Source organism: Cellulosimicrobium sp. RS (assembly GCF_046159675.1).
GTDB lineage: Bacteria > Actinomycetota > Actinomycetes > Actinomycetales > Cellulomonadaceae > Cellulosimicrobium > Cellulosimicrobium funkei.
On the sequence record NZ_JBJXVU010000001.1, the window covers coordinates 110,632 to 131,285 of the forward strand.

The following is a 20,654-nucleotide window of genomic DNA, read 5'->3' on the forward strand; positions in this document are numbered from 1 at the left end:
GACGAGGCCGGGCCGAGCGGGTCAGTAGCGGATCGCGTCGATCACCTTGACGCGCACCGCGACGAGCGCGGGAAGGAGCCCCGCCAGCGCCCCGATCCCGATGGCCGCGAGCATCCCGGTCACCGCGGCGGAGAACGGGAAGCCGGGCGCGTCCTGGACGGCCGAACCCATGAGCACGTCGAGCGGGACGTTGTGCAGCACGACGATCGCGACCGTCACGCCCAGCACGCCCGCGACGGTAGTCGCGACGACGCTCTCCATCATCACGGAGAAGAAGACGCGCCCGGAGCTCGCGCCGAAGCTGCGGCGGATCCCGATCTCGCGGATCCGGTACCGCACCGTGACGAGCGCGATGTTCACGAGGCCGAGCCCGCCGAGCAGCAGCGCGATCGCGCTCACGCCGAGCACGACCCACCGGATCGCGCCGTCGACGACCGACGCCGACGGCGAGTCGGACCGGTAGACGTCGGCCTGGACGCCCTGGAGCGCGCCCGCCACGTCGCGGCGCACCGTCTCGACGAGCGCGTCCGACAGGTCGTCGGGCACCCACAGCTCGAGCCGGGGCGGCCCCATCATCTCCATCGACTCGGGCGTGACCCACGTCGACTGGGCGTCGACCAGCGCGTACGCGACCGGGTCCATGTCGGGCCAGTCGTCGGGGAAGGCCCCGACGACGGTCGCGACGACCGGGTTGTCCCCGCCGATCGTCACCGTCGGGTGCTCGGCCACGGTCGTCCCGCCGAGCGCGTCGAGGAACGCCTGGTTGACGACGAGCGCCGGCGCGAGGCGGTCCGCGTCCGCCTCGGTGAACCAGCGACCCGACGTCACCTGGAAGCGGTGCATCGTGGCCCAGTCGGGCTCCACCCCGGTCGTGGTGATCTCGCGCGTGCCGTCGGGGAACCGCACCGGTGCGGGCGCGTCGCGCAGCATCGAGGAGTAGCCGATGCCATAGCGGTCGACGATCTCGTCGAACACCTGCTCGTACTCCTCCGACGTGGGCATGACGCTCCCGCCCTCGCCCGTGGGCCATGCCGAGACCTGGAGCGTCGCGGCGCGACCGCCCCAGCGTTCGTTCTGCTCGGCGGAGACCTGGCGCAGCATCTCCCCGGCCGCCGAGATCGCGGTGATCGCGCAGACCGCGACGGCGACGCCGACGAGCGCGAGCAGCACCCGGACCTTGTGGACGCGCAGCTCGTCCCAGGCCTCGAGGAGGGCGCCGACGACGCCGGTCATGCCGTGGCCCCCGCGTCGCGTGCGGTGTCCGGGGTCCCGGCCGCGGTGGCGGCGGACGCGCGAGCGGAGAGTGCGTGAGCGACCCCGACGAGCGGCCGGGCCACGTGCTCGGCCTGGTGGTCGTGGCTCGTCCCGGGGTCGGTCCCGGGATCGTGGTCGGTGCCTGGGGCGCCGAGCGCCCCGAGGGAACCGGCGCTGCGCGCGCTGATGGAGATCGGGGTGAGCACGCCGTCGGCGAGGCGGAACTGGCGGGCGGCGCGCGACGCGACGGCGAGGTCGTGCGTGATCGCGATGAGCGCGGACCCGTTCTCGCCGGCGATGGTGTCGAGCAGGTCCATGACCTCGCTGCCCGTGTCGACGTCGAGCGCCCCCGTGGGCTCGTCCGCGAGGATGACGCGCGGGACGCGCACCAGGGCGCGGGCGATCGCGACGCGCTGCTGCTCGCCGCCCGAGAGCTTCTCCGGGGTCGTGTCGAGCCGGTCGCCGAGGCCGACCCGCTCGAGCATCTGGGCGGCCAGCGTGCGCCGCTGCCAGAACTGCCGTCCGCGCGCGTACAGCAGCGGGGCGACGACGTTCTCGAGCGCGGTACGGCCCTGCAGCAGGTTGAACTGCTGGAAGACGAACCCGAAGTCCGTGCCGCGGCGTCGCGCCCGGGCGCGGCCGGAGAGCCGGCCGATCGGGACGCCGTCGAGCAGGTAGTCCCCGCTCGTCGGGCTGTCGAGCAGGCCGAGGATGTTGAGCAGGGTCGACTTGCCCGTCCCCGAGCGGCCCACGATCGAGACGTGCTCGCCCGCGCCGACCGTGAGGTCGATGCCGCGCAGGATCTCGAGCTCGCGGTCGTCGGGGAGCAGCACCGAGCGGGTGACCCCGCTGAGCTCCAGGAGGCTCATCAGTACGAGGCCTCGCTGTCGTCCATGACCATCATGTCGTCCATGACCGGCATGACGTCCTGGCCCGGCACGAACTCGAGGACCTCGTCGCCCTCGGCGAGGCCCTCGGTCACCTGGACGACCGAGCCGTCGGTGAGACCGAGCGTCACGGCGCGCTCCTCGGGCTCGCCTTCCGCGTCGACGACCCACACCTTGCCCTGCTCGACGCGTCCGAGGACCGCCGTCACGGGCACCACGAGGGCGCCCTCGACGGAGCCGGCGGTGATCTCGAGCTCGGCGGCGAGCCCGGCGAAGACGGTGACGTCGCCCGGGACGGCGCACGTCACGCTCGCGGACGACGCACCGCCCGCCGGGTCGGGTGCGCCCTCCTCGGGCGCGTTCTCGGGGGCGGCGGCGGCGCCCATGCGGAGGTTCGTGCACACGAACGGCGCGGGGCCGCCGGTGACCGTGACGGTCGCCTCGCCGGGGATCTGGAGGAGCCGGAACTGCTGCTCGGCGACCATGCTGGCCGTGACCGAGAGCGTGCCGGGCGAGACGGTCGCGAAGTCCTCGCCGACCGCCACATCCTGGTCCTTGAGCGCGGTGAACGTGGCGACCGTCCCGCCGATGGTGGCCTCGACGGTCTCCCGCGTGACCTTCGGTCGGCGCTCGGTGACCGTGACCTCGCCCGTCTCCGGGTCGGTCTCGGTGAGGGGCTCGCGGGGCTCCTCGAGGGTCACCTCGAGGAGGGGCGCGCCTGCCTCGACCACGTCGCCGGGCTTGGCGAGCACCGCCGTGACCACCCCGCGCTGCGTCACCTTCTGCGGAGCGGCCGGGTCGGCGACGACCTGCCCGGTCAGCTTCACGGTGTTGGTGACGTCTCCCGTGGAGACGGCCACGCGGGGTTCCACGAGCTCGGCCGTGGGGAACGCGGGGTCGGTCGCGGGCTCGGGTGCCGAGCGGAACGCGATCACGGCGAGAAGGGCGGCGATCGCCGCCCAGATGACGATGCGGAGGGCGGGGAAGACGATCCGGCGGGTGATACCCACGTGCGGGCTCCTGGGACGACGGTGGCGGGACGGCGAGCGGGCGCTGCTGGCGGGGCCGACGACGGCCCGGCCCGAGGCTAGGGCGGCGACACGGACGGCGTCGTCATCCCTGGGGAGGAGTTCTGTCGCGGCTTCGTCACCGGCGGGTCACCGACCGGTCAGGTCGACGTGACCACGTGGGACGGGCGTGCGCGCCCGGCGGACAGCAGCGCTCTGCCCGGGCGGCCGGAGCGGCGTCGCAGGTCAGAGGGATCGCGAGCGAGACGAGGGCAGGGCGGAGCGGCGGCGTTGCCACGACACGATCCCCCTCACCGGCCCGACGGCCGTCCCCCCGGACGAGATGCGGGCGAGACTATACCGTGGCGCGCGGAAAAGACAGGAAAAGGACGGTGAAAGACCGGCCGACGTCCGGAGGCCGTCGCGTCAGACGACCGTGACCCCGAGCGACCGCCCCGCGAGCCCGCGGGGCCGGCGCGCGAGACCCGCGGCGACGTCGCGCAGCGCGGCGGCGGCGGGGGAGCCCGGGTCGGAGAGCACGACCGGGGTGCCGCCGTCGCCCGCCTCGCGCAGCGACACGTCGAGCGGCACCTGGCCGAGGAGGGGGACGGAGGTCCCCGTGGCGCGCGACAGGTTCGCCGCGACGCGCTCGCCGCCGCCCGCGCCGAACACCTCGAGGCGCGACCCGTCGGGCTGCTCGAGCCACGACATGTTCTCGACCACGCCGACGACGCCCTGCTGGGTCTGCGTCGCGACCGACCCGGCCCGCTCGGCGACCTCCGCGGCGGCGACCTGCGGCGTCGTGACGACGACGATCTCGCTGCCGGGCAGGAGCTGCGCGACCGAGATCGCGATGTCGCCCGTGCCGGGCGGGAGGTCGAGGAGCAGCACGTCGAGGTCGCCCCAGAACACGTCCGCGAGGAACTGCTGGAGCGCGCGGTGCAGCATCGGTCCGCGCCACACGACGGGCTGGCCCGGGGGCACGAACATGCCGATCGAGACGACCTTCACGCCGTGCGCGATCGGCGGCAGGAGCATGTTGTCGACGCGCGTGGGCTGCCGGTCGACGCCCAGCATGCGCGGGATCGAGAACCCGTAGATGTCCGCGTCGACGACGCCGACCTCGAGGCCCTGCGCGGCGAGCGCGACCGCGAGGTTCGCCGTGACCGACGACTTGCCCACCCCGCCCTTGCCCGACGCGATCGCGTACACCTTCGTCAGCGACCCGGGCTTGGCGAAGGGGATCTCGGGCTCGCCCACGCCGCCGCGCAGCATCGTGCGCAGCTCGGCGCGCTGCTCCGCGGTCATGACGCCGAGGTCGACCCGGACGTCCGCCACGCCCTCGACCGCGCGCACCGCGGCGTCGACGTCGCGCGCGAGCGTGTCGCGCATCGGGCACGTGGCGACCGTGAGGTCGACCCCCACCGTCACGACGGCGCCCGGCGCGCCGGGCTCGACGGCGACCGAGCGGATCATGCCGAGGTCCGTGACGGGGCGGCGGATCTCGGGGTCCAGGACCGTGGTGAGGGCCTGCCGGACGGCGTGCTCGAGCGGGTCTGCGGCGGGGTCGGGCATGCCCCCATCGTAGGCGCGGCCGGAGCCCGGTCGGCCGGGTCGGAGGTCCCGGACCGGACGTGAGCCCCGTCGCACGACGAGCGCCGCGGAACGGCGCTACCGTGCACGGATGGACGCCCTGGCCTCCCTCGCGCGGGACAGCGAGCTGTTCGGCGACGCCGTGCGCAGCGCCCCGCCCGACGCGCGCGTGCCCGCGTGCCCCGAGTGGACGGGCGCCGACCTGCTCTACCACCTCGCCGAGGTGCAGGACTTCTGGGCGCGCGTCGTCGGCCCGGCTCCCGGGGAGGGGATGGACGGCGACGAGGTCGAGCCGCTCGCGCGGCCGGCGTCCGACGCCGAGCTGCCCGCGCTGCTCCAGCGCTCGACGAGCCGGCTCGTCGCGGCGCTCACCGGTCGCGACCCCGACGAGCCGTGCTGGTCGTGGCACGACGACGGCCGGCACGTCGGCTGGGTGCTGCGACGCCAGGCGCACGAGGCGCTCGTCCACCGCGCCGACGCGGAGCTCACGGCCGGGCGTCAGGTCACGCCCGCCGACCCGGGCGTCGCGGCGGACGGCGTCGACGAGGTGCTGTCCGTCATGGTGGACGGGGTGCCCGGGTGGGGCGTCTTCACGCCCGACGGCGCGACGGTCTCCGTCGTCGTCGACGGGCCGGGGGAGCGGCCGCGGAGCTGGGAGCTCGCGTTCGGCCGCTTCACGGGGACCGGTCCGGAGTCGGGGACGGCGTACGACCTCGACGTCGCCCAGCTCGTCGACCTGCCCGGCTCGACGACCACGCAGGTGTCCGGCCCGGCCTGGGCGCTCGACCTGTGGCTCTGGGGCCGCGGCCCGGCGGACGGGCTCGTCGTCACGGGCGACCCCGCCCTCGCCGCGCGCCTGCGCCGGGTCGCGGCGGAGGGCACGCAGTAGGGCCCCAGGGTCAGCGGTCGGCGACCTCGTCGTCGGGCTGACGGGCCGTCTTCTCCTCCAGCTCCTCGAGCAGGTTGCGGATCTCGGACCGCACGAAGTCGCGCGTGGCGACCTCGCTCAGCGCGATGCGCAGCGCGGCCATCTCGCGCGCGAGGTACTCGGTGTCCGCGAGGTTGCGCTCCGCGCGCTGACGGTCCTGCTCCGCGGTGACGCGGTCGCGGTCGTCCTGACGGTTCTGGGCGAGCAGGATGAGCGGCGCGGCGTACGACGCCTGGAGCGAGAGCATGAGCGTGAGCGCGGTGAACCCGAACTCGGCGGAGTCGAACCGCAACCCCTCCGGGCCCCACGAGTTCCACGCGATCCACAGCGCGCAGAACACGGTGAGGTAGACGAGGAACCGCGGCGTGCCGAGGAAGCGTGCGATGCCCTCCGTCGAGCGGCCGACGGCGTCCTGGTCGACCTTGACGCGCGGGAAGAAGCTGCGGCGCGCGGTCTTCGGCGTGTCGAGGCGGTCAGCCACGGGCCACCCCCGCGGTGCCCGGCCGTCCGGGCGCGGCGGTGCGCGCGCGCCCGCTCGCGACGGCACGGCGCGCGGCCTCGGTGTCCTCGTCGTCGGTCTCGCGCCAGTCGTCGGGCAGCATGTGGTCGAGCACGTCGTCCACGCTGATCGCGCCGAGCAGGCGTTTCTCCGCGTCGAGCACGGGCACGCACAGCAGGTCGTAGGTCGCGAGGATGCGGGTCACGCGCCCGAGCGGCGCGTCGGGCGTCACGCCCTCGACGTCGGAGTCGAGCACCGAGCCGACGGCCGCGTGCGGGGGCTCGCGCAGCAGGCGCTGGAAGTGCGCGACGCCGAGGAACCGGCCCGTGGGCGTCTCGAGCGGCGGGCGCGCGACGAACACCATCGACGCGAGCGCGGGCGCGAGGTCCTTGCGGCGGATCTGCGCGAGCGCGGTCGCGATGGTGGTCTCCGGGCCGAGCACGACCGGGTCGGACGTCATGAGGCCGCCCGCGGTGTCCTCCGCGTAGGAGAGGAGGCGGCGCACGTCGCGCGCCTCGTCGGGCTCCATGAGCTCGAGGAGCTGGGCGGCCTGGGCCTCGGGGAGCTCGTGCAGGAGGTCGGCCGCGTCGTCGGGCTGCATCGCCTCCAGGACGTCGGCGGCGCGGTCGGTGTCGAGCCCGGAGAGGATCGCGACCTGGTCGTCCTCGGGCAGCTCCTCCAGGACGTCGGCGAGCCGCTCGTTGTCGAGCGCGCCCGCGACCTCGAGCCGGCGCGTGTCGCCGAGGTCGTGGATGACGTCGGCGAGGTCGGCGGGCTTGAGGTCGTCGTACGCGGCGAGGAGCATCGCGGCGCCCTGCGCCTCCGTGCTCCCGGCGAGCCCGGTCACGGCGTCGACGTCGACGACGAGCGCGTCGCCCCGCCGGCGCAGCCCGAGCGTGCCCTTGTGCTGCGCCTGCCGGCGCACGTACAGCTTGGTGACGAGCCAGTCGCCGGTGCGCTGGCGCTCGATCGCGAGGTCCTCGACGGTCGCCGAGCCCGACCCGTCGACGAACTGCACCGTGCGCTCCAGGAGCTCGCTCACGGCGAGCGTCTCCATCGCGCGCTGCTCGAACCGGCGCATGTTGACCAGCCCGGTGGAGATGACCTGCCCCGCGTCGATGCTCGTCACGCGGGTCAGAGGCAGGAAGACCCGACGCCGGCCGGGCACCTCGACGACCAGGCCCACCGCGCGCGGGGCTCCCTTGGGCCGGATGAGCACGACGACGTCCCGCACCCGCCCGACCTGGTCGCCGATGGGGTCGAACACGCTGGTCCCGGCCAGGCGCGCGACGAAGACGGTGGTGGCTGCACTCACGCCGCCAGCCTACGCACGCGCCCCCGTCGCCGCGCTCCGTCCCGGCAGGTGGTGGGCGTCCCGAGCCGTCTCCCGGCCGCCTCCCCGCCGTCGTCGGCCGGTCGGGGCGGGGAGCGGCCCTCGCGCGCTCCGCCCGGGTAGGACAGACTGGGCGAATGAGCATGTCACGCCCGGGTGCCGTCCCCCGTGTCCCCACCCCGCCGCGCGGCGAGGAGGTGGCGTCGTACGCGACCTACCTCGAGGCGCAGAAGGCGGTCGACTTCCTCTCGGACAACAAGTTCGCGGTCGAGCTCGTGACGATCGTCGGCACCGACCTCAAGATGGTCGAGCGCGTGACGGGCCGCCTCACCTACGGTCGCGTCGCGATCGCGGGCGCCGCGTCCGGCGCGTGGTTCGGCCTCTTCGTCGGCCTGCTGCTCTTCATGTTCTCCGGCCAGGGCGGGTTCGTGCTCACCGCCGTCGGGATCGGCGCCGGGTTCGGCCTGCTCTTCTCGGTGCTGTCGTACGCGCTGACGCAGGGCAAGCGCGACTTCACGTCGCAGAGCCAGATCGTCGCCTCGTCCTACGGCATCCTCTGCGCGCCCGAGCGCGCGGGCGAGGCACGCCAGCTCCTGGGCCGCATGCCCGAGGGCGCGGGCGGCGTCCGCGCGCCCGCCGCGCCGGCCAACCCCGGCTGGGGCACCCCCGGCACCACGCCCCCCGCCGCGCCGCCCGCCCCGGCCCCGGAGCCCTCGGCGGGCGTCCCCGCCGCGGCCCCTCCGGCCGCGCCCCCGGCCCGCACGCCCGACCCGCGCTGGACGACGCCGACCGGCGAGCCGCGCTACGGCGCCATGCGCCCGACGTCGGACCAGCCGACCGACGCGCCGGCACCCGACGCGGGCCCCGGGTCGGCGCCCGCCCCCGGCACGCACCCGGACCAGCCCGAGCGCCCTGCCTGACCGAGCAGGCGTCCCCGGACCGGTGGGACGACGAAGGCCGACCGTCGGACGTCGTCGTCCGTCGGCCGGCCCTCGGCGGAAGCGCCGCTAGCGCTTCCGCGACTTCACCGCGGTCTCGGCAGCCCTCTCGCGCTTCTGGGCGCGCTTCTCCTTGATGGACATCGACGCTTCCTTCTTGATGCTCTTCGCCACGTGAGTTCACCTCCCCTCACCGGTGGATGAACGGGCCACCATAGCCCAGTTCCTCCGCCGGTGAGCCGGGCGCGACTCAGCCGCGCAGCCGCGCCATCCAGGCCTCGACGTCCTCGGGCCGACGGGGCAGCGCGGCCGACAGGTTCTCGTTGCCGTCGGCCGTGACGAGGACGTCGTCCTCGATGCGGACGCCGATGCCGCGGTACTCCGCCGGGACGGCCAGGTCGTCCGCCTTGAAGTACAGACCCGGCTCGATCGTGAAGACCATGCCCGGCTCGAGCACCCCGTCGAGGTAGAGCTCGCGCCGCGCCTGCGCGCAGTCGTGCACGTCGAGGCCGAGGTGGTGGCTCGTGCCGTGCACCATCCAGCGGCGGTGCTGCTGCCCCTCGGGCGAGAGCGACTCGGCGGCGCTCACCGGGAGCAGACCCCACTCCTCGAGGCGCGCGGCGATGACCTCCATCGCGGCGGCGTGCACGTCGCGGAAGCGCGCGCCCGGCACCGCGACGGCGAACGCGGCGTCCGCGGCGTCGAGCACGGCCTGGTACACGCGGCGCTGGACGTCGGTGAACTCGCCGTCGACGGGCAGCGTGCGCGTCACGTCGGCCGTGTAGAGCGAGTCGACCTCGACGCCCGCGTCGAGCAGCACGAGCTCGCCGGTCCGCACGACGCCGTCGTTGCGGATCCAGTGCAGCGTCGTCGCGTGCTCGCCGGCTGCGGCGATCGTCTCGTAGCCGACCGTGTTGCCCTCGAGGCGCGCGTGGGCGTCGAACGTCGTCTCGATGACGCGCTCGCCGCGACGGTGCCCGAGGGCGCGCGGCAGGCTCCGCACGACCTCCTCGAAGCCCGCGATCGTCGCCGCGACGGCCTCGCGCATCTGCTCGACCTCGTGCGCGTCCTTGACCAGGCGCAGCTCGGAGACCGCCTCGACGAGCGCGGCGTCCGTGCGGCGGTACGCGGCCTCGGCGCGCGCGAGCCACTCGGCCTCGCTGAGCTGCTGGTCCTCGGCGGCCTCGTCGACGCCCGCCTCCGCGCGGATCGCCTCGACGAGCGCCTCGACGGCCTCGTCCGCGCCCGCGACGACGAGGAGCGTCACCCCGCCGGCGCCGACGTCCTTCGCGAGCGCGTCACGCAGCTCGTCGACGTGCCGCGCCTCCACGCCGGTCGCGGTCGTGACGTCGTCGAGCGACGGACGCGCGCCGACCCAGAACTCGCCGTACCGCGCGTCCGCGTAGAACTCCTCGGTGTCGCGCGCCGCGAGCGGGCGGACGTAGAGCACGGCGTGGTGGTCGGACCCGGCGTCCCCGGTCCCCGGCTCCACGGGGTGCAGCACGAGCACCGCGTCGGGCTCCTGGTCCGTGCCGTAGCCCGTGAGGTGCGCGAACGCCGAGTGCGGGCGGAAGCGGTAGTCCGTGTCGTTCGACCGCGTCTTGAGCGGGCCGGCGGGCACGACGAGGCGCGCGCCCGGGAACCGGGCCGACAGCGCGGCGCGGCGCGCGACGGTGAACGGGGCGGCCGGCAGCGGCTCGACGTCGAGCGCGGCGCGCGGCGCCCAGCCGCTCGTGATGAAGGCCTTGAACGCGTCGGAGTCCGGGCGCTGGGAGCGGTTGCTCCCGCGCGCGGCCAGGTCCTGGGTCTCGCCGGGACCGGCGTGCTCGGTGGCCTGGTCGGGCGTCTCGGACGGGGGCGCGGGCGTGACGGGGGTGGCGTCGGTCATGCCCCCAGTCTCGCACCGCGCACGCGGCCGAAGTCCGCGAGCGCGCGCCCGAGCACGCGGTTGAAGGCCTCGGGGGCCTCGCTGTTGACGTCGTGGCCGGCGCGCGGCACGACGACGAGCGCTGCGTCCGCGGCCGCCGCGAGGTAGCGCTGCTCGTCGAGGCGCATGTGGTCGCGCGCGCCGTTGACGAGCCACACCGGGACGTCGACGTCGCGCACGTGGGCGAGCCACGAGCGGCCCGCGAGCTGGGTGAGCGCGTCGGTGACGACGTGCCAGCCGGGCGCGACCGGCGTCGGGGGCCCGGCGTCGGCCGGCCCGGCCAGCGCGTACGACGACGCGGCACCGCCTGGCAGGCCGCGGCCGCCGCGGGCGATCGTGCCCCACGCGGTCGCGGTCGTGCGCGCGGCCCAGCGCGCGCCGCGTCCGACGGCGCCGCCCCCGGCGACGACGAGGCGCGCGACGTCGCGGTACAGCGCGACGGGCTTGCCCTTGGGGTCGGACGTGCAGGCCGCGGCCACCACGCCCGCGAGGTTCGCGGGACGTCGGGCCGCCCAGGCGATCGACGTGTAGCCGCCGAGCGAGAGGCCGACGAGCGCGACCCGGCGGTCGGGGCCGAACGACGCGGCCGCCTCGTCGAGCACCTCGAAGGAGCGGTCGAGCGTGAAGCGCTCGTGCGCGCGGGCGCCGTGCGCGGGCAGGTCGACCGCGACGGCGTCGTGGCCGAGGGCGCGCACGTGCTCGACCTGGTGGTCCCAGATCGCGCCCGAGGTGCGCATGCCGTGGACGAAGACCACCGCGGGCGGGGCCTGCGTGGGGTCGGGGGACGCCGGCGTCGAGGGGGTCGAGGGGGAGGTCGTCGCGAGGGCTGCCGTGGGGGGCGTCGTGAGGGTCATCGCTCCCGACTCTGGCACCCCAGCCTGGGACGACCGTGGGGAGGGGCCGCGCCCCGTGTGGACATCGTGTGGGGGTCCCGTGCCGCCGCCTCGGTGCGTCGTCACTATCCTGGTCCCGTGCGCATCGACCTCCACACCCACTCGACCGCGTCCGACGGCACGGACGCCCCGGGGGAGGTCGTCGAGGCGGCCGCCGCGGCCGGGCTCGACGTCGTCGCGCTGACCGACCATGACACGACGGCGGGCTGGGCGCAGGCGACGGACGCGGCGCTCGCGCACGGGGTCGCGCTCGTGCGCGGCGCGGAGATCTCGGCCCGCTCCGGCGGCATCAGCGTGCACGTGCTGTCCTACCTGCACGACCCGGCGCACGCCGCCCTCCTCGCCGAGCTGGACCGCACGCGCGACGCGCGCACGAGCCGGGCCCGGCGGATGGTCGACCTCATCGCCGAGGACTACCCGATCACGTGGGAGGATGTGCTCGCCCAGACCGTCGCGGGGACGACGATCGGGCGACCGCACATCGCCGACGCGCTCGTCGCGGCCGGGCTCGCGCCCGACCGCTCCGCCGCGTTCGCGACCATCCTCGCCACGGACACCCCGTACTACGTGCCCCACTACGCGCCCGACGCCGTCGTGGCCGTGCGCGGGATCCGCGCCGCGGGCGGCGTGCCCGTCTTCGCCCACCCGGGCGCGGACGGTCGCGGCCGCGTCGTGGCCGACGCCGTGATCGAGGAGATGGCCGAGGCGGGGCTCGCCGGGCTCGAGGTGTTCCACCGCGACCACGACGAGCGTCAGCGTGCACGGCTCGAGGACCTGGCCCGGACCCTGGGCCTGTTCGTCACCGGGTCGAGCGACTACCACGGGGCCGGCAAACCGAACCGGCTCGGGGAGAACACGACAGCACCGACCGTGCTGGAGCAGATCGAGGAGCTGGGACAGTTGGACGTGATCCGATGATCGGACGATGAGCGAGTTCTTCGACGTCCGGCTCTTCACGGAGGTCTTCGTCACCCTGTTCGTCATCATGGACCCGCCCGGCACGGTGCCGGTGTTCCTGGGCCTGACGAGCGCGATGGGCGCCAAGCAGCGCAACCAGGCGGCGCGCACCGCGATCCTCGTGGCGTTCGGCGTGATCGTCGCGTTCGCGGTGTTCGGCCAGCAGATCCTCAGCTACATGCACATCTCGCTGCCCGCGCTCCAGACGGCGGGCGGCCTGCTGCTGCTCCTCGTGGCGATGGAGCTGCTCACCGGGAAGATGGAGGAGCCGCAGCCGTCGGGCAACAAGGGCGTCAACGTCGCGCTCGTGCCGCTCGGGACGCCGCTGCTCGCCGGCCCGGGCGCGATCGTCGCGACGATGGTCTTCGTGCAGCGCGCGGGGGAGCGCGGCGGGGGCGTCGCCGAGTGGGTCGCCATCGCGGCGGGCGTCGTCGCGGTGCACGTGTGCCTGTGGCTCTCGATGCGCTTCGCGAACGTCATCAACCGCGTCCTCGGCGACTCGGGCACGATCCTCGTGACCCGGATCGCCGGTCTGCTGCTCGCGGCCATCGCCGTGCAGCTCGTCGCCGACGCCGTGATCGAGTTCGTCCAGACCGCCTGACCGCGTCCCGCCGTCGGAGGCGACCGGCGTCCGGGAGCGGGTTCCCGGACGCCGGTCGCGTGCGCGACCGTGACCCGCTCGTCAGGGCCAGTACGCGTCGAAGCTCCGGGAGAACTCCCCGCCGTTGAAGCGGTCCCAGTTGATCGACCACGTCATGAGGCCGCGCAGCCCCGGCCAGCGCCCGTGGGTCCGGTACGACCCGCAGCCCGTGCCCTTCGTGAGGCAGTCCAGGGCCTGGGCGACCTGCGCGGGCGGGGTGTGGCCGTTGCCCGCCTGCGTGCTGGCCGGGAGGCCGATCGCGACCTGCTCGGGGCGCAGCGGGGGGAACATCCGCGTCGTGTCGCGCGCGACCGGGAAGCCGGTGAGCAGCATGTCCGTCAGCGCGACGTGGAAGTCCGCGCCGCCCATCGAGTGGTACTGGTCGTCGAGCCCCATGATCGGCCCCGAGTTGTAGTGCTGGACGTGGAGCAGCGTCAGGTCGTCGCGCAGGGCGTGGATCACCGGCAGGTAGGCGCCGCAGCGCGGGTCCTGGCCGCCCCACGGGCCGGAGCCGTAGAACTGGTAGCCGTTCTGGACGAAGAAGGTCTCCGGCGCCATCGTCAGCACGAAGTCGTCGCCGTACCGCGCCGTGAGCGTCTTGAGCGCGGAGATGAGGTTGACGATCACGGGGGTGGTCGGGGAGCGGAAGTCCGTGTCTCCCGGGTTCAGGTACAGCGAGTGCCCCTCGAAGTCGATGTCGACCCCGTCCAGCCCGTAGGTGTCGATGATCGAGCTCACGGAGGCGACGAACGCGTCCCGCGCGGCGGTCGTCGTGAGCTGGACCTGACCGTTCTGCCCGCCGATCGACAGGAGCACCTTCTTCCCGGCCGCGCGCTTGGCGGCGACGGCGGCCTTGAACTCCGCGACCGACTCCACGTTCGGGCACTCTGCCCGCGGGCAGAGGCTGAACCGGATGTCGCCGGACGTGACGCTCGTCGGCTCGCCGAACGCGAGGTTGATGACGTCCCACGAGTCCGGGACGTCCGCCATCCGGACGTAGCCCGAGCCGTTGGCGAACGACGTGTGCAGGTAGCCGACGAGCGCGTGCGCCGGCAGCCCGGCGCCGGGTCCGCCCCCGGTGCCGCCGGTCGCCGTGGTGACGGCGACGGCGGCGGAGCGGGGCGACTCGCCCGCGCCGTTGGTCGCGGTGACCTGGAAGGAGTAGGCGGTGGCGGCGGTGAGCCCGGAGACGGTGGTGGACGGGGCCGTGGTCGTGGCGACGCGGGTGCCGTCGCGGTAGACGGCGTAGCCGGTGGCGCCGGCGACGGCGCCCCAGGTGAGGGGCACGCTGGTGGCGGTGGGCGTCCCGGCGGTGAGGCCGGTGGGGGTCGCGGGCGGCTGCGCCGTGCCGCCGCCCGGGCCCACGAGGCTGACGTCGTCCACGAGGTAGGCGGGCTGGCCGTACCAGCCGTGCACGAAGACCGTCGCGGTCGTCGCCGCCGCGGTCGTCGTGAAGGTCACGCTGAGCCGTTGCCAGGTCGAGGCCGAGGGCGTCCAGGTGGTGACGTCCTGCGCCGTCGCGCCGCTCGCCCCGAGGTACGCGTAGGAGCCCTGGACCCACGCGCTGAGCGTGTAGGTCGACGAGGGTCGGACGGCGACGGTCTGCGAGCAGCGCGCGTTGTCCGTCCCGGCGGGCGTGGCCCGGAGCGCCCCGCTGCCGGTGCGGACCGTGCTCGTGACCGGCTGCCCCGTGGAGCCGGAGCAGGTCCACCCGGACAGCCCGGACTCGAACCCGCCGTTGACGGCGAGCTCGGTGTCCGCGGCCGCGGCGGTCGTGGTCCCGGTGAGGAGCGTCCCGACGAGCGTGGCGGAGGCGACCAGGGCGAGGAGGCTGCGCAGCCGTCGTCGGGGTCGTGACGCGGTGTGGTCCATGGTGGTCTCGCTTTCGCCGTCGAAGGAGCGGTCCTGTCGCAAGGTCCTCGCGGTGCCGCGCGCTGGTCAACCCCCGTACGCGGGACCCCGTACGCCCGCTGCGCCGCCCGCACCAAACAGGGGATGTTAGGTTCTTTCGGTGAACCAGCCGATCATGCCTCCCCGCAAGGTGTCGGAGCTCGTCGTCGAACGGCTCACGGAACGCGTCGAGCGCGGGGAGTGGCCCGTCGGCACGCGCATCCCGGCCGAGCCGGAGCTCGTCGCCGAGCTCGGCGTCGGGCGCAACACGGTGCGCGAGGCCGTGCGCGCGCTCGAGCACGCCGGGATCCTCGAGCCGCGCCGCGGCGACGGCACCTACGTGCGCGCGGCCGACGGGCTCGACGCCGCCCTGACCCGCCGGGCCCGGACCACGGACGCGCTGCACGTGCTCGAGGTGCGCGAGATCCTCGAGCGCGGCGCGGCGCGCGCCGCCGCCGGGCGGGCCGACGCCGTCGCGCTCCACCGACTCGACGCGGCGCTCGCCGCCCAGGTCGCGGCCCGCGACGGGGACGAGCAGGCCTTCCAGGCCGCCGACGTCGCCTTCCACGGCGAGGTCGTGCGCGCCGCGGGCAACCCCCTGCTGGCCGACCTCTACGACGGGCTCGACCACGCGCTCGTCCGCACGCTCCCGTCCGGCGGGCAGCGTCGGCACCACCGCGACGTCCCCGGCCACGAGGAGGTCGTCGCGGCGGTCCGGGCGGGCGACGCCGAGGCGGCCGAGGCCGCCGTCGTCGCGACGATCGACGCCGTGCGGGCGCAGCTCGTCGAGGCCGCCGCGGACCGTCCTGGTCGCGCCGACGCCGACGCCGACGAGGTCGAGGCGTGAGCGGGCTGCGCCGTCCGCTGGGGCTGGCCGCCGTCGTCGCGATCGTCCTCGCGGCGCTCAACCTCCGGCCGGCCGTCGTCGCGATCTCGCCCGTGCTCGGCGAGATCCGCACGGACCTGGGCCTCAGCGCGACGGCGGCGGGCGTGCTCACGACGCTTCCTGTCCTCTGCTTCGGGCTCTTCGCGCCGCTCGCGCCCGTGCTCGCGCGGCGCTGGGGGCTCGAGCGCGCGCTCTTCGTGAGCCTCGTCCTGCTGTGCGTCGGCTTCGCGCTGCGCCTCGTGCCCTCGACCGCCGGGCTGTTCGCCGGGACGGTCGTCGCCGGGTGCGCGATCGGGCTCGGGAACGTGCTGCTGCCCGCGCTCATCAAGCGCGACTTCGCCGACCGCATCGGTCTCATGACCGGCCTGTACTCCATGGCGCTCTCCGGCGGGGCGGCGCTCGCGGCGGGCCTGACCCTGCCGGTCGCGTCGGCGGCCGGTCTCGACTGGCGCGGCGCGCTCGCGACCTGGGGCGTCCTCGCCGTGCTCGGGGCGCTCGTGTGGGTGCCGCGCGCGCTGCGGCCCGACCCCGCCGGCACGGTGGCGTTCGGACCCGGCGCGGGGCCGGCCGCCGCGCGGTCGGCGGTGTGGCGCAGCCCGCTCGCCTGGGCTGTCACCGTCGTCATGGGCATGCAGTCGCTGTCGTTCTACGCGGTCAACGCCTGGCTGCCCGAGATCATGGTCGCGCTCGGCCGGACGCCGGAGGTGGGCGGCTGGCTCCTGGCGCTGTGCAACCTCGCGGGGATCGTCGGCTCGTTCGTCACCCCGGTCCTCGCCGGGCGCATGCCGCGCCAGCGCGGCATCGGCCTCGTGCTCGTGGTGCTCGTCGGCTCGGGGCTGCTCGGGCTCGCCGCCGCCCCCGGCGGCGCGGCGCTCTGGGTCGTGCTCGTCGGCCTCGGGCAGGGCGGCGGGATCAGCCTCGCGCTCACCCTCATGGCGCTGCGGGCGCGCGACGCCGCGCACACGTCCGAGCTCTCCGGCATGGCGCAGAGCGCCGGCTACCTGCTCGCCGCGACCGGCCCGCTCGGCCTCGGGCTCGCGCACGACGTCACGGGCACATGGACGGTCCCGCTCCTGCTCCTCGTCGCCGCGGCGGCCGTCCAGGGCGTCGCGGTGTGGTTCGCCGGGCGCGACGCGCACGTGCACTGACCCGGACGCGACGAACCCCGGGCCGCGTCCCCGCGGCCTGGTGACCGTGGGACGCGACCCGGGGTTCGTCGTCGGGCTCGGGAACCGCCGGGAGCGGCTACTCCGCGGGCTGGGCGGTCGCCTCGGCGGCACCGCCCTGCTGCTCGACGGGGCGGCCGCCGCGCGTGCGGCGGCGGCTGCGGGACCGACGGCGGCGCTCGCCGCCCTCGGTCGCCGGGGCGCCCTCGGTCGCCTCGGTGCGCTCACCCTCGGCACGCGCGCCCGTGCGCTCGGTCTCGCCGCGACGCCCGCCGGAGCGGCCCTGGCCGCCGGACCGGCCCCGGTCGCCCTCGGGACGGCCGCGGCCGCCGTCGGACCGGCCGCCCTGGCGCCCGCGCGACCCGCCCGCGGGCGTGTGCCGCTTGCCGGTCTCGCCGAGGTCCTCGATCTCCTCCGCCTCGAGCCCGGCGAGCGTGCGCCGCTCCTTGGGGAGGCGGCCCTTCGTGCCCTCGGGGATGTGCAGGTCGGTGTACAGGTGCGGCGAGCTCGAGTACGTCTCGACCGGCTCGGGGATGCCGAGGTCGAGGGCCTTGTCGATGAGCGACCAGCGGGGGATGTCGTCCCAGTCGACGAACGTCACGGCGGTGCCCTTGTTGCCCGCGCGGCCGGTGCGGCCGGTGCGGTGCAGATACGTCTTCTCGTCCTCGGGGCACTGGTAGTTCACGACGTGCGTGACGTCCTCGACGTCGATGCCGCGTGCCGCGACGTCGGTCGCGACGAGCACGTCGATCTTGCCGTTGCGGAACGCGCGCAGCGCCTGCTCGCGCGCGCCCTGCCCGAGGTCGCCGTGGATCGAGCCGGCGGCGAACCCGCGGTCGACGAGCTCGTCCGCAACCTTCGCGGCGGTCCGCTTGGTCCGGGCGAACACGATGGTGCGCCCGCGGCCCTCGGCCTGGAGGATGCGTGCCAGCATCTCGACCTTGTCCAGCGCGTGCGCGCGGTAGACGACCTGCTCGATGTTCTTGACCGTCTGGCCGCCGTCGTCGGGGTCGTTCGCGCGGATGTGCGTCGGCTGCTTCATGTAGCGGCGCGCCATCGAGACGACGGCGCCCGGCATGGTCGCCGAGAAGAGCATCGTGTGGCGCTGCGCGGGCGTGCGAGCCAAGATCTTCTCGACGTCCGGGAGGAACCCGAGGTCGAGCATCTCGTCCGCCTCGTCGAGGACCACGGTCGCGGCGCGCGTGAGGTTGAGGTGGCCCTGGTTCATCAGGTCGATCATGCGGCCGGGCGTGCCGACGACGACCTCGACGCCGCGCGTCAGCGCCTCGACCTGCGGCTCGTAGGCGCGACCGCCGTAGAGCTGGACGATGCGCACCGAGCGGCGCTTCGAGGCCGTGGTGAGGTCGTTCGCGACCTGGACGGCGAGCTCGCGCGTCGGGACGACGACGAGCGCCTGCGGCTTGCCGGGGGAGGGCAGCTCGTCGAAGCCGGGCTCGCCCGGGGCGACGACGCGGTGCAGCAGCGGCACGCCGAAGCCGAGGGTCTTGCCGGTACCGGTCTTGGCCTGGCCGATGATGTCGTGGCCGGACATGGCGACCGGGAGCGTCATCGCCTGGATGGGGAAGGGCTGGACGATGCCCGCGTCGGAGAGCGCGTCGACGATCTCCTGGCGGACGCCGAAGTCCGCGAAGGTCGTGTTGTCCGCGTGCACGCTGGCGGCGACGGACGTCGCGTCCGCGCTCACGTCCGGCGTCGCGTCGGTGGTGGTGGCGTCTGTGGTGGTCACTGGTGCCTCTGTCTCGTTCGGGCACGCGCGACCGTCGGCGGGCCCGTCGGGGCCCGGAGCCGGGGAGGTTCCCGGTCGCGGTCGTGCGCACCTCGTGGCCGGCAGCCGATCGTGGGATGTCGTGGCCAGGCCCGCGCTGCGGACCGTGCCGTGCCGTCGTCGTACGCGTGACGAGCGTGAGGTCTGGACGACCGGGCAACCGATGTACGTCGGCCATGATATCGGAGAACTATCCTGGCCCGATGAGCGACGCCGAGCACGCGAGCCCCACGACCCTGCCCCCGGCGGACCACACCGACGCGGTGGAGCTGCTCGGCCTCGTCGCGTACACCGAGCTCGCGAGCTTCGGGCGCCTCGCGGGCGACGCCGCGCACGCCCCCACGCTGCGCCAGCGCCAGGCCCTGTCCCGTCTCGCGGCCGCGATGCTCGACCGGCAGGAGCGCGTGCTCGTGCGCGTCGAGGAGCTGGGCGGTGACCCGGCGGACTGCATGACCCCGTTCGACGGCCTGTTCGACGACTTCGACGCGCGCACCAAGCCCAGCACGTGGTGGGAGGGCATCCTCAAGGGCTACGTGGGCCAGGGCGTCGCGGACGACTTCTGCCTCCTCGCTGCCCACGGTCTCGACGAGCGCTCGCGCGACGTCGTCGTGGAGGCGCTCACGCACGACACCCCCTCGCAGCGCTACGCCCCGGTCATCGCCGAGGTCGCCGCCGAGGACCCGGTGCTCGCGTCGCGCCTCGCGCTGTGGGGGCGGCGTCTCGTCGGCGAGGCGCTCGGCGTCGTCGGCGACGTGCTGTCGCGGCGTCCAGCGCTCGCCCGGCTCGTGGCGGCGGGGGCCGAGCCGGTCGCCGCGGGCGGCGGCAGCGGGCCCGCGCCCGCGACGCAGTCCTGGGTGTTCGCGCGCCTCACGGCGGAGCACTCCCGACGGATGGACCGCCTGGGTCTCGCGGCATGACGAAGCCGCCGCCGCGCCCGGGGGCGCGACGGCGGCACGTGACGCTTGGGTCCCGACGCTCGGGGCCCGACGTTCAGACCTTCAGGCTCAGAGGGAGCCGAAACCGACCCGGCGCTGCTCCTCGGTGCCGATCTCGACGTAGCCGAGCGACGCCGTCGGGACGATCACGCGGCGACCGCGCGAGTCGGTGAGCTCGAGGGCGGGGGCGCCGCCGAGCGCGTCGGCGACCGCGGTGGCCACGGCCTCGGCGGTCAGGTCCGTGTCGACGACGATCTCACGGGCCAGGTTCTGCACACCGATCGTGACTTCCACTCAGCTCTCCTCACAGCGGCTGCGCCAGGCGCAGCGACGACGGGCCTCGGGCCGCCGGTGGGCGTCCCACCGGCGGCAACGCGATCGATAGTAGTCAGATTCCCGTCGCCGACCCGTCGGGCGCGCTGAGGGAGCCCGACGGCGGCCGCCGCAGCATGCCGCGCACCCCGCGCCACACGAGGCGCGGCACGAGGCGGGTGACGTCGTCGGCCGTCGCGCCGCCGTCGGGGCGCACGACCTCCGTCGCGGCGGCCCGCCCGACGGCGGTGCACGTCCGCGCGACGACGAGCGCCTCGTCGGCGTCGAGGTCCGTGATGCGCACGAGCACGTCGGCGAACGCGCCGGCGATCGTCGTGTCCGGCGCGAGCACGCGCGCCCGGACGACCGGGTCCCGCATGACGTCGGACTCGAAGAGCAGCGCGGCCGAGCGGCCCGCCGCGCGCGCGTACGCGACGTAGGCCCGCACGATGCCCTCGATCACGGCGAGGCCGTCGACCGCGAGGGCGTCGAGGTCGCCCGCGGGGTTCCCCGGCGCGGGCTCGCGGAACGGGTCCAGCGTCGCGTGCACGGCTCCCACGAGGCGTTCGCCCTGGTCGTCGACGATCGCGAGGTAGAGGTCGAGCTTCGACGGGAAGTGCCGGTACAGCACGGGCTTGCCGACCCCGGCGCGGTCGGCGATGTCGTCCATCGAGATGTGGTGGTAGCCGTGAGAGGCGAAGAGCTCCTCGGCGATCGTGAGGAGCTGCGCGCGGCGCTCGTCGCGCGGCATCCGGGTGCGCAGGCCCGGGGGAGCGGCGGCCGCGCCGCGCGTGCGTCCCTCGGTGGCTCCCATGGGGGGAGG

General features: G+C 75.1%; 19 protein-coding genes. 7 read left to right on the forward strand and 12 right to left on the reverse strand.

The annotated features are described in order from the left end of the window. Positions 1 to 21: 21 nt before the first annotated feature. From ACI769_RS00460 to ACI769_RS00475, 4 genes are all read right to left on the reverse strand, one after another. On the reverse strand, positions 22 to 1,233 hold the full coding sequence (locus ACI769_RS00460; protein WP_043652762.1) for an ABC transporter permease: 1,212 nt from the start codon (positions 1,231 to 1,233) through the stop codon (positions 22 to 24). After that, positions 1,230 to 2,123: an ABC transporter ATP-binding protein gene (locus ACI769_RS00465; protein WP_081599852.1), complete on the reverse strand. Its 894-nt coding sequence runs from the start codon at positions 2,121 to 2,123 to the stop codon at positions 1,230 to 1,232. Before ACI769_RS00465 ends, ACI769_RS00460 begins: the two co-directional genes overlap by 4 nt. After that, positions 2,123 to 3,151, reverse strand: a complete 1,029-nt coding sequence (locus ACI769_RS00470; RefSeq protein ID WP_085388349.1) for an efflux RND transporter periplasmic adaptor subunit — start codon at positions 3,149 to 3,151, stop codon at positions 2,123 to 2,125. Before ACI769_RS00470 ends, ACI769_RS00465 begins: the two co-directional genes overlap by 1 nt. Before the next feature lie 423 nt (positions 3,152 to 3,574). Next, complete coding sequence (locus tag ACI769_RS00475; RefSeq protein ID WP_085388348.1) at positions 3,575 to 4,723, reverse strand: Mrp/NBP35 family ATP-binding protein; 1,149 nt, start codon at positions 4,721 to 4,723, stop codon at positions 3,575 to 3,577. 109 nt (positions 4,724 to 4,832) lie between these two features. On the opposite strand from ACI769_RS00475, the gene ACI769_RS00480 reads away from it, so the two are divergent. Beyond that, on the forward strand, positions 4,833 to 5,630 hold the full coding sequence (locus ACI769_RS00480) for a maleylpyruvate isomerase N-terminal domain-containing protein (protein ID WP_085388347.1): 798 nt from the start codon (positions 4,833 to 4,835) through the stop codon (positions 5,628 to 5,630). A gap of 10 nt (positions 5,631 to 5,640) precedes the next feature. Here the strand turns inward: ACI769_RS00480 and ACI769_RS00485 are convergent, their stop codons facing one another. Together ACI769_RS00485 and ACI769_RS00490 are read right to left on the reverse strand one after the other, a co-directional pair. Next, entirely contained in the window at positions 5,641 to 6,150 is a 510-nt protein-coding gene (locus ACI769_RS00485; RefSeq protein WP_085388831.1) for a DUF1003 domain-containing protein, read from the reverse strand. Beyond that, positions 6,143 to 7,483, reverse strand: coding sequence for a magnesium transporter MgtE N-terminal domain-containing protein (locus ACI769_RS00490; protein ID WP_085388346.1), 1,341 nt, complete (start codon positions 7,481 to 7,483; stop codon positions 6,143 to 6,145). The genes ACI769_RS00485 and ACI769_RS00490 overlap by 8 nt, the downstream gene beginning before the upstream one ends. A gap of 155 nt (positions 7,484 to 7,638) precedes the next feature. Here ACI769_RS00490 and ACI769_RS00495 point away from each other — a divergent pair, with 155 nt between their 5' ends. Further along, complete coding sequence (locus tag ACI769_RS00495) at positions 7,639 to 8,421, forward strand: general stress protein (protein ID WP_085388345.1); 783 nt, start codon at positions 7,639 to 7,641, stop codon at positions 8,419 to 8,421. A 268-nt stretch (positions 8,422 to 8,689) separates the two neighbouring features. Here ACI769_RS00495 and ACI769_RS00500 read toward each other — a convergent pair whose 3' ends face one another. Both ACI769_RS00500 and ACI769_RS00505 read right to left on the reverse strand, forming a co-directional pair. Further along, entirely contained in the window at positions 8,690 to 10,327 is a 1,638-nt protein-coding gene (locus tag ACI769_RS00500) for an aminopeptidase P family protein (protein WP_085388344.1), read from the reverse strand. After that, positions 10,324 to 11,220: an alpha/beta fold hydrolase gene (locus ACI769_RS00505; protein WP_085388343.1), complete on the reverse strand. Its 897-nt coding sequence runs from the start codon at positions 11,218 to 11,220 to the stop codon at positions 10,324 to 10,326. The genes ACI769_RS00500 and ACI769_RS00505 overlap by 4 nt, the downstream gene beginning before the upstream one ends. A gap of 117 nt (positions 11,221 to 11,337) precedes the next feature. On the opposite strand from ACI769_RS00505, the gene ACI769_RS00510 reads away from it, so the two are divergent. Next, on the forward strand, positions 11,338 to 12,177 hold the full coding sequence (locus tag ACI769_RS00510; RefSeq protein ID WP_085388342.1) for a PHP domain-containing protein: 840 nt from the start codon (positions 11,338 to 11,340) through the stop codon (positions 12,175 to 12,177). A gap of 7 nt (positions 12,178 to 12,184) precedes the next feature. Then, a complete protein-coding gene (locus ACI769_RS00515) occupies positions 12,185 to 12,817 on the forward strand; it encodes a MarC family protein (protein ID WP_021482981.1) in 633 nt (210 codons plus the stop codon). Between the two features lie 81 nt (positions 12,818 to 12,898). Here the strand turns inward: ACI769_RS00515 and ACI769_RS00520 are convergent, their stop codons facing one another. Beyond that, entirely contained in the window at positions 12,899 to 14,728 is a 1,830-nt protein-coding gene (locus tag ACI769_RS00520; protein WP_409141042.1) for a chitinase, read from the reverse strand. A 139-nt stretch (positions 14,729 to 14,867) separates the two neighbouring features. On the opposite strand from ACI769_RS00520, the gene ACI769_RS00525 reads away from it, so the two are divergent. Then, complete coding sequence (locus tag ACI769_RS00525) at positions 14,868 to 15,593, forward strand: FadR/GntR family transcriptional regulator (protein WP_409141043.1); 726 nt, start codon at positions 14,868 to 14,870, stop codon at positions 15,591 to 15,593. After that, positions 15,590 to 16,780, forward strand: coding sequence for an MFS transporter (locus ACI769_RS00530; protein ID WP_085388339.1), 1,191 nt, complete (start codon positions 15,590 to 15,592; stop codon positions 16,778 to 16,780). The genes ACI769_RS00525 and ACI769_RS00530 overlap by 4 nt, the downstream gene beginning before the upstream one ends. Positions 16,781 to 16,877: 97 nt before the next feature. Here the strand turns inward: ACI769_RS00530 and ACI769_RS00535 are convergent, their stop codons facing one another. Next, the gene (locus ACI769_RS00535) at positions 16,878 to 18,545 is read right to left on the reverse strand and encodes a DEAD/DEAH box helicase (protein WP_085388338.1); all 1,668 of its coding nucleotides are present in this window, start codon (positions 18,543 to 18,545) and stop codon (positions 16,878 to 16,880) included. A gap of 242 nt (positions 18,546 to 18,787) precedes the next feature. Here ACI769_RS00535 and ACI769_RS00540 point away from each other — a divergent pair, with 242 nt between their 5' ends. After that, complete coding sequence (locus ACI769_RS00540; protein ID WP_409141044.1) at positions 18,788 to 19,501, forward strand: ferritin-like fold-containing protein; 714 nt, start codon at positions 18,788 to 18,790, stop codon at positions 19,499 to 19,501. An 87-nt stretch (positions 19,502 to 19,588) separates the two neighbouring features. On the opposite strand, the gene ACI769_RS00545 is transcribed toward ACI769_RS00540, so the two are convergent. Together ACI769_RS00545 and ACI769_RS00550 are read right to left on the reverse strand one after the other, a co-directional pair. Then, positions 19,589 to 19,813 (reverse strand): DUF3107 domain-containing protein, encoded by a 225-nt coding sequence (locus tag ACI769_RS00545; protein WP_034654117.1) that lies wholly within the window; start codon positions 19,811 to 19,813, stop codon positions 19,589 to 19,591. Between the two features lie 94 nt (positions 19,814 to 19,907). Next, the gene (locus ACI769_RS00550) at positions 19,908 to 20,645 is read right to left on the reverse strand and encodes a TetR/AcrR family transcriptional regulator (protein ID WP_085388337.1); all 738 of its coding nucleotides are present in this window, start codon (positions 20,643 to 20,645) and stop codon (positions 19,908 to 19,910) included. Between the last annotated feature and the right edge of the window lie 9 nt (positions 20,646 to 20,654).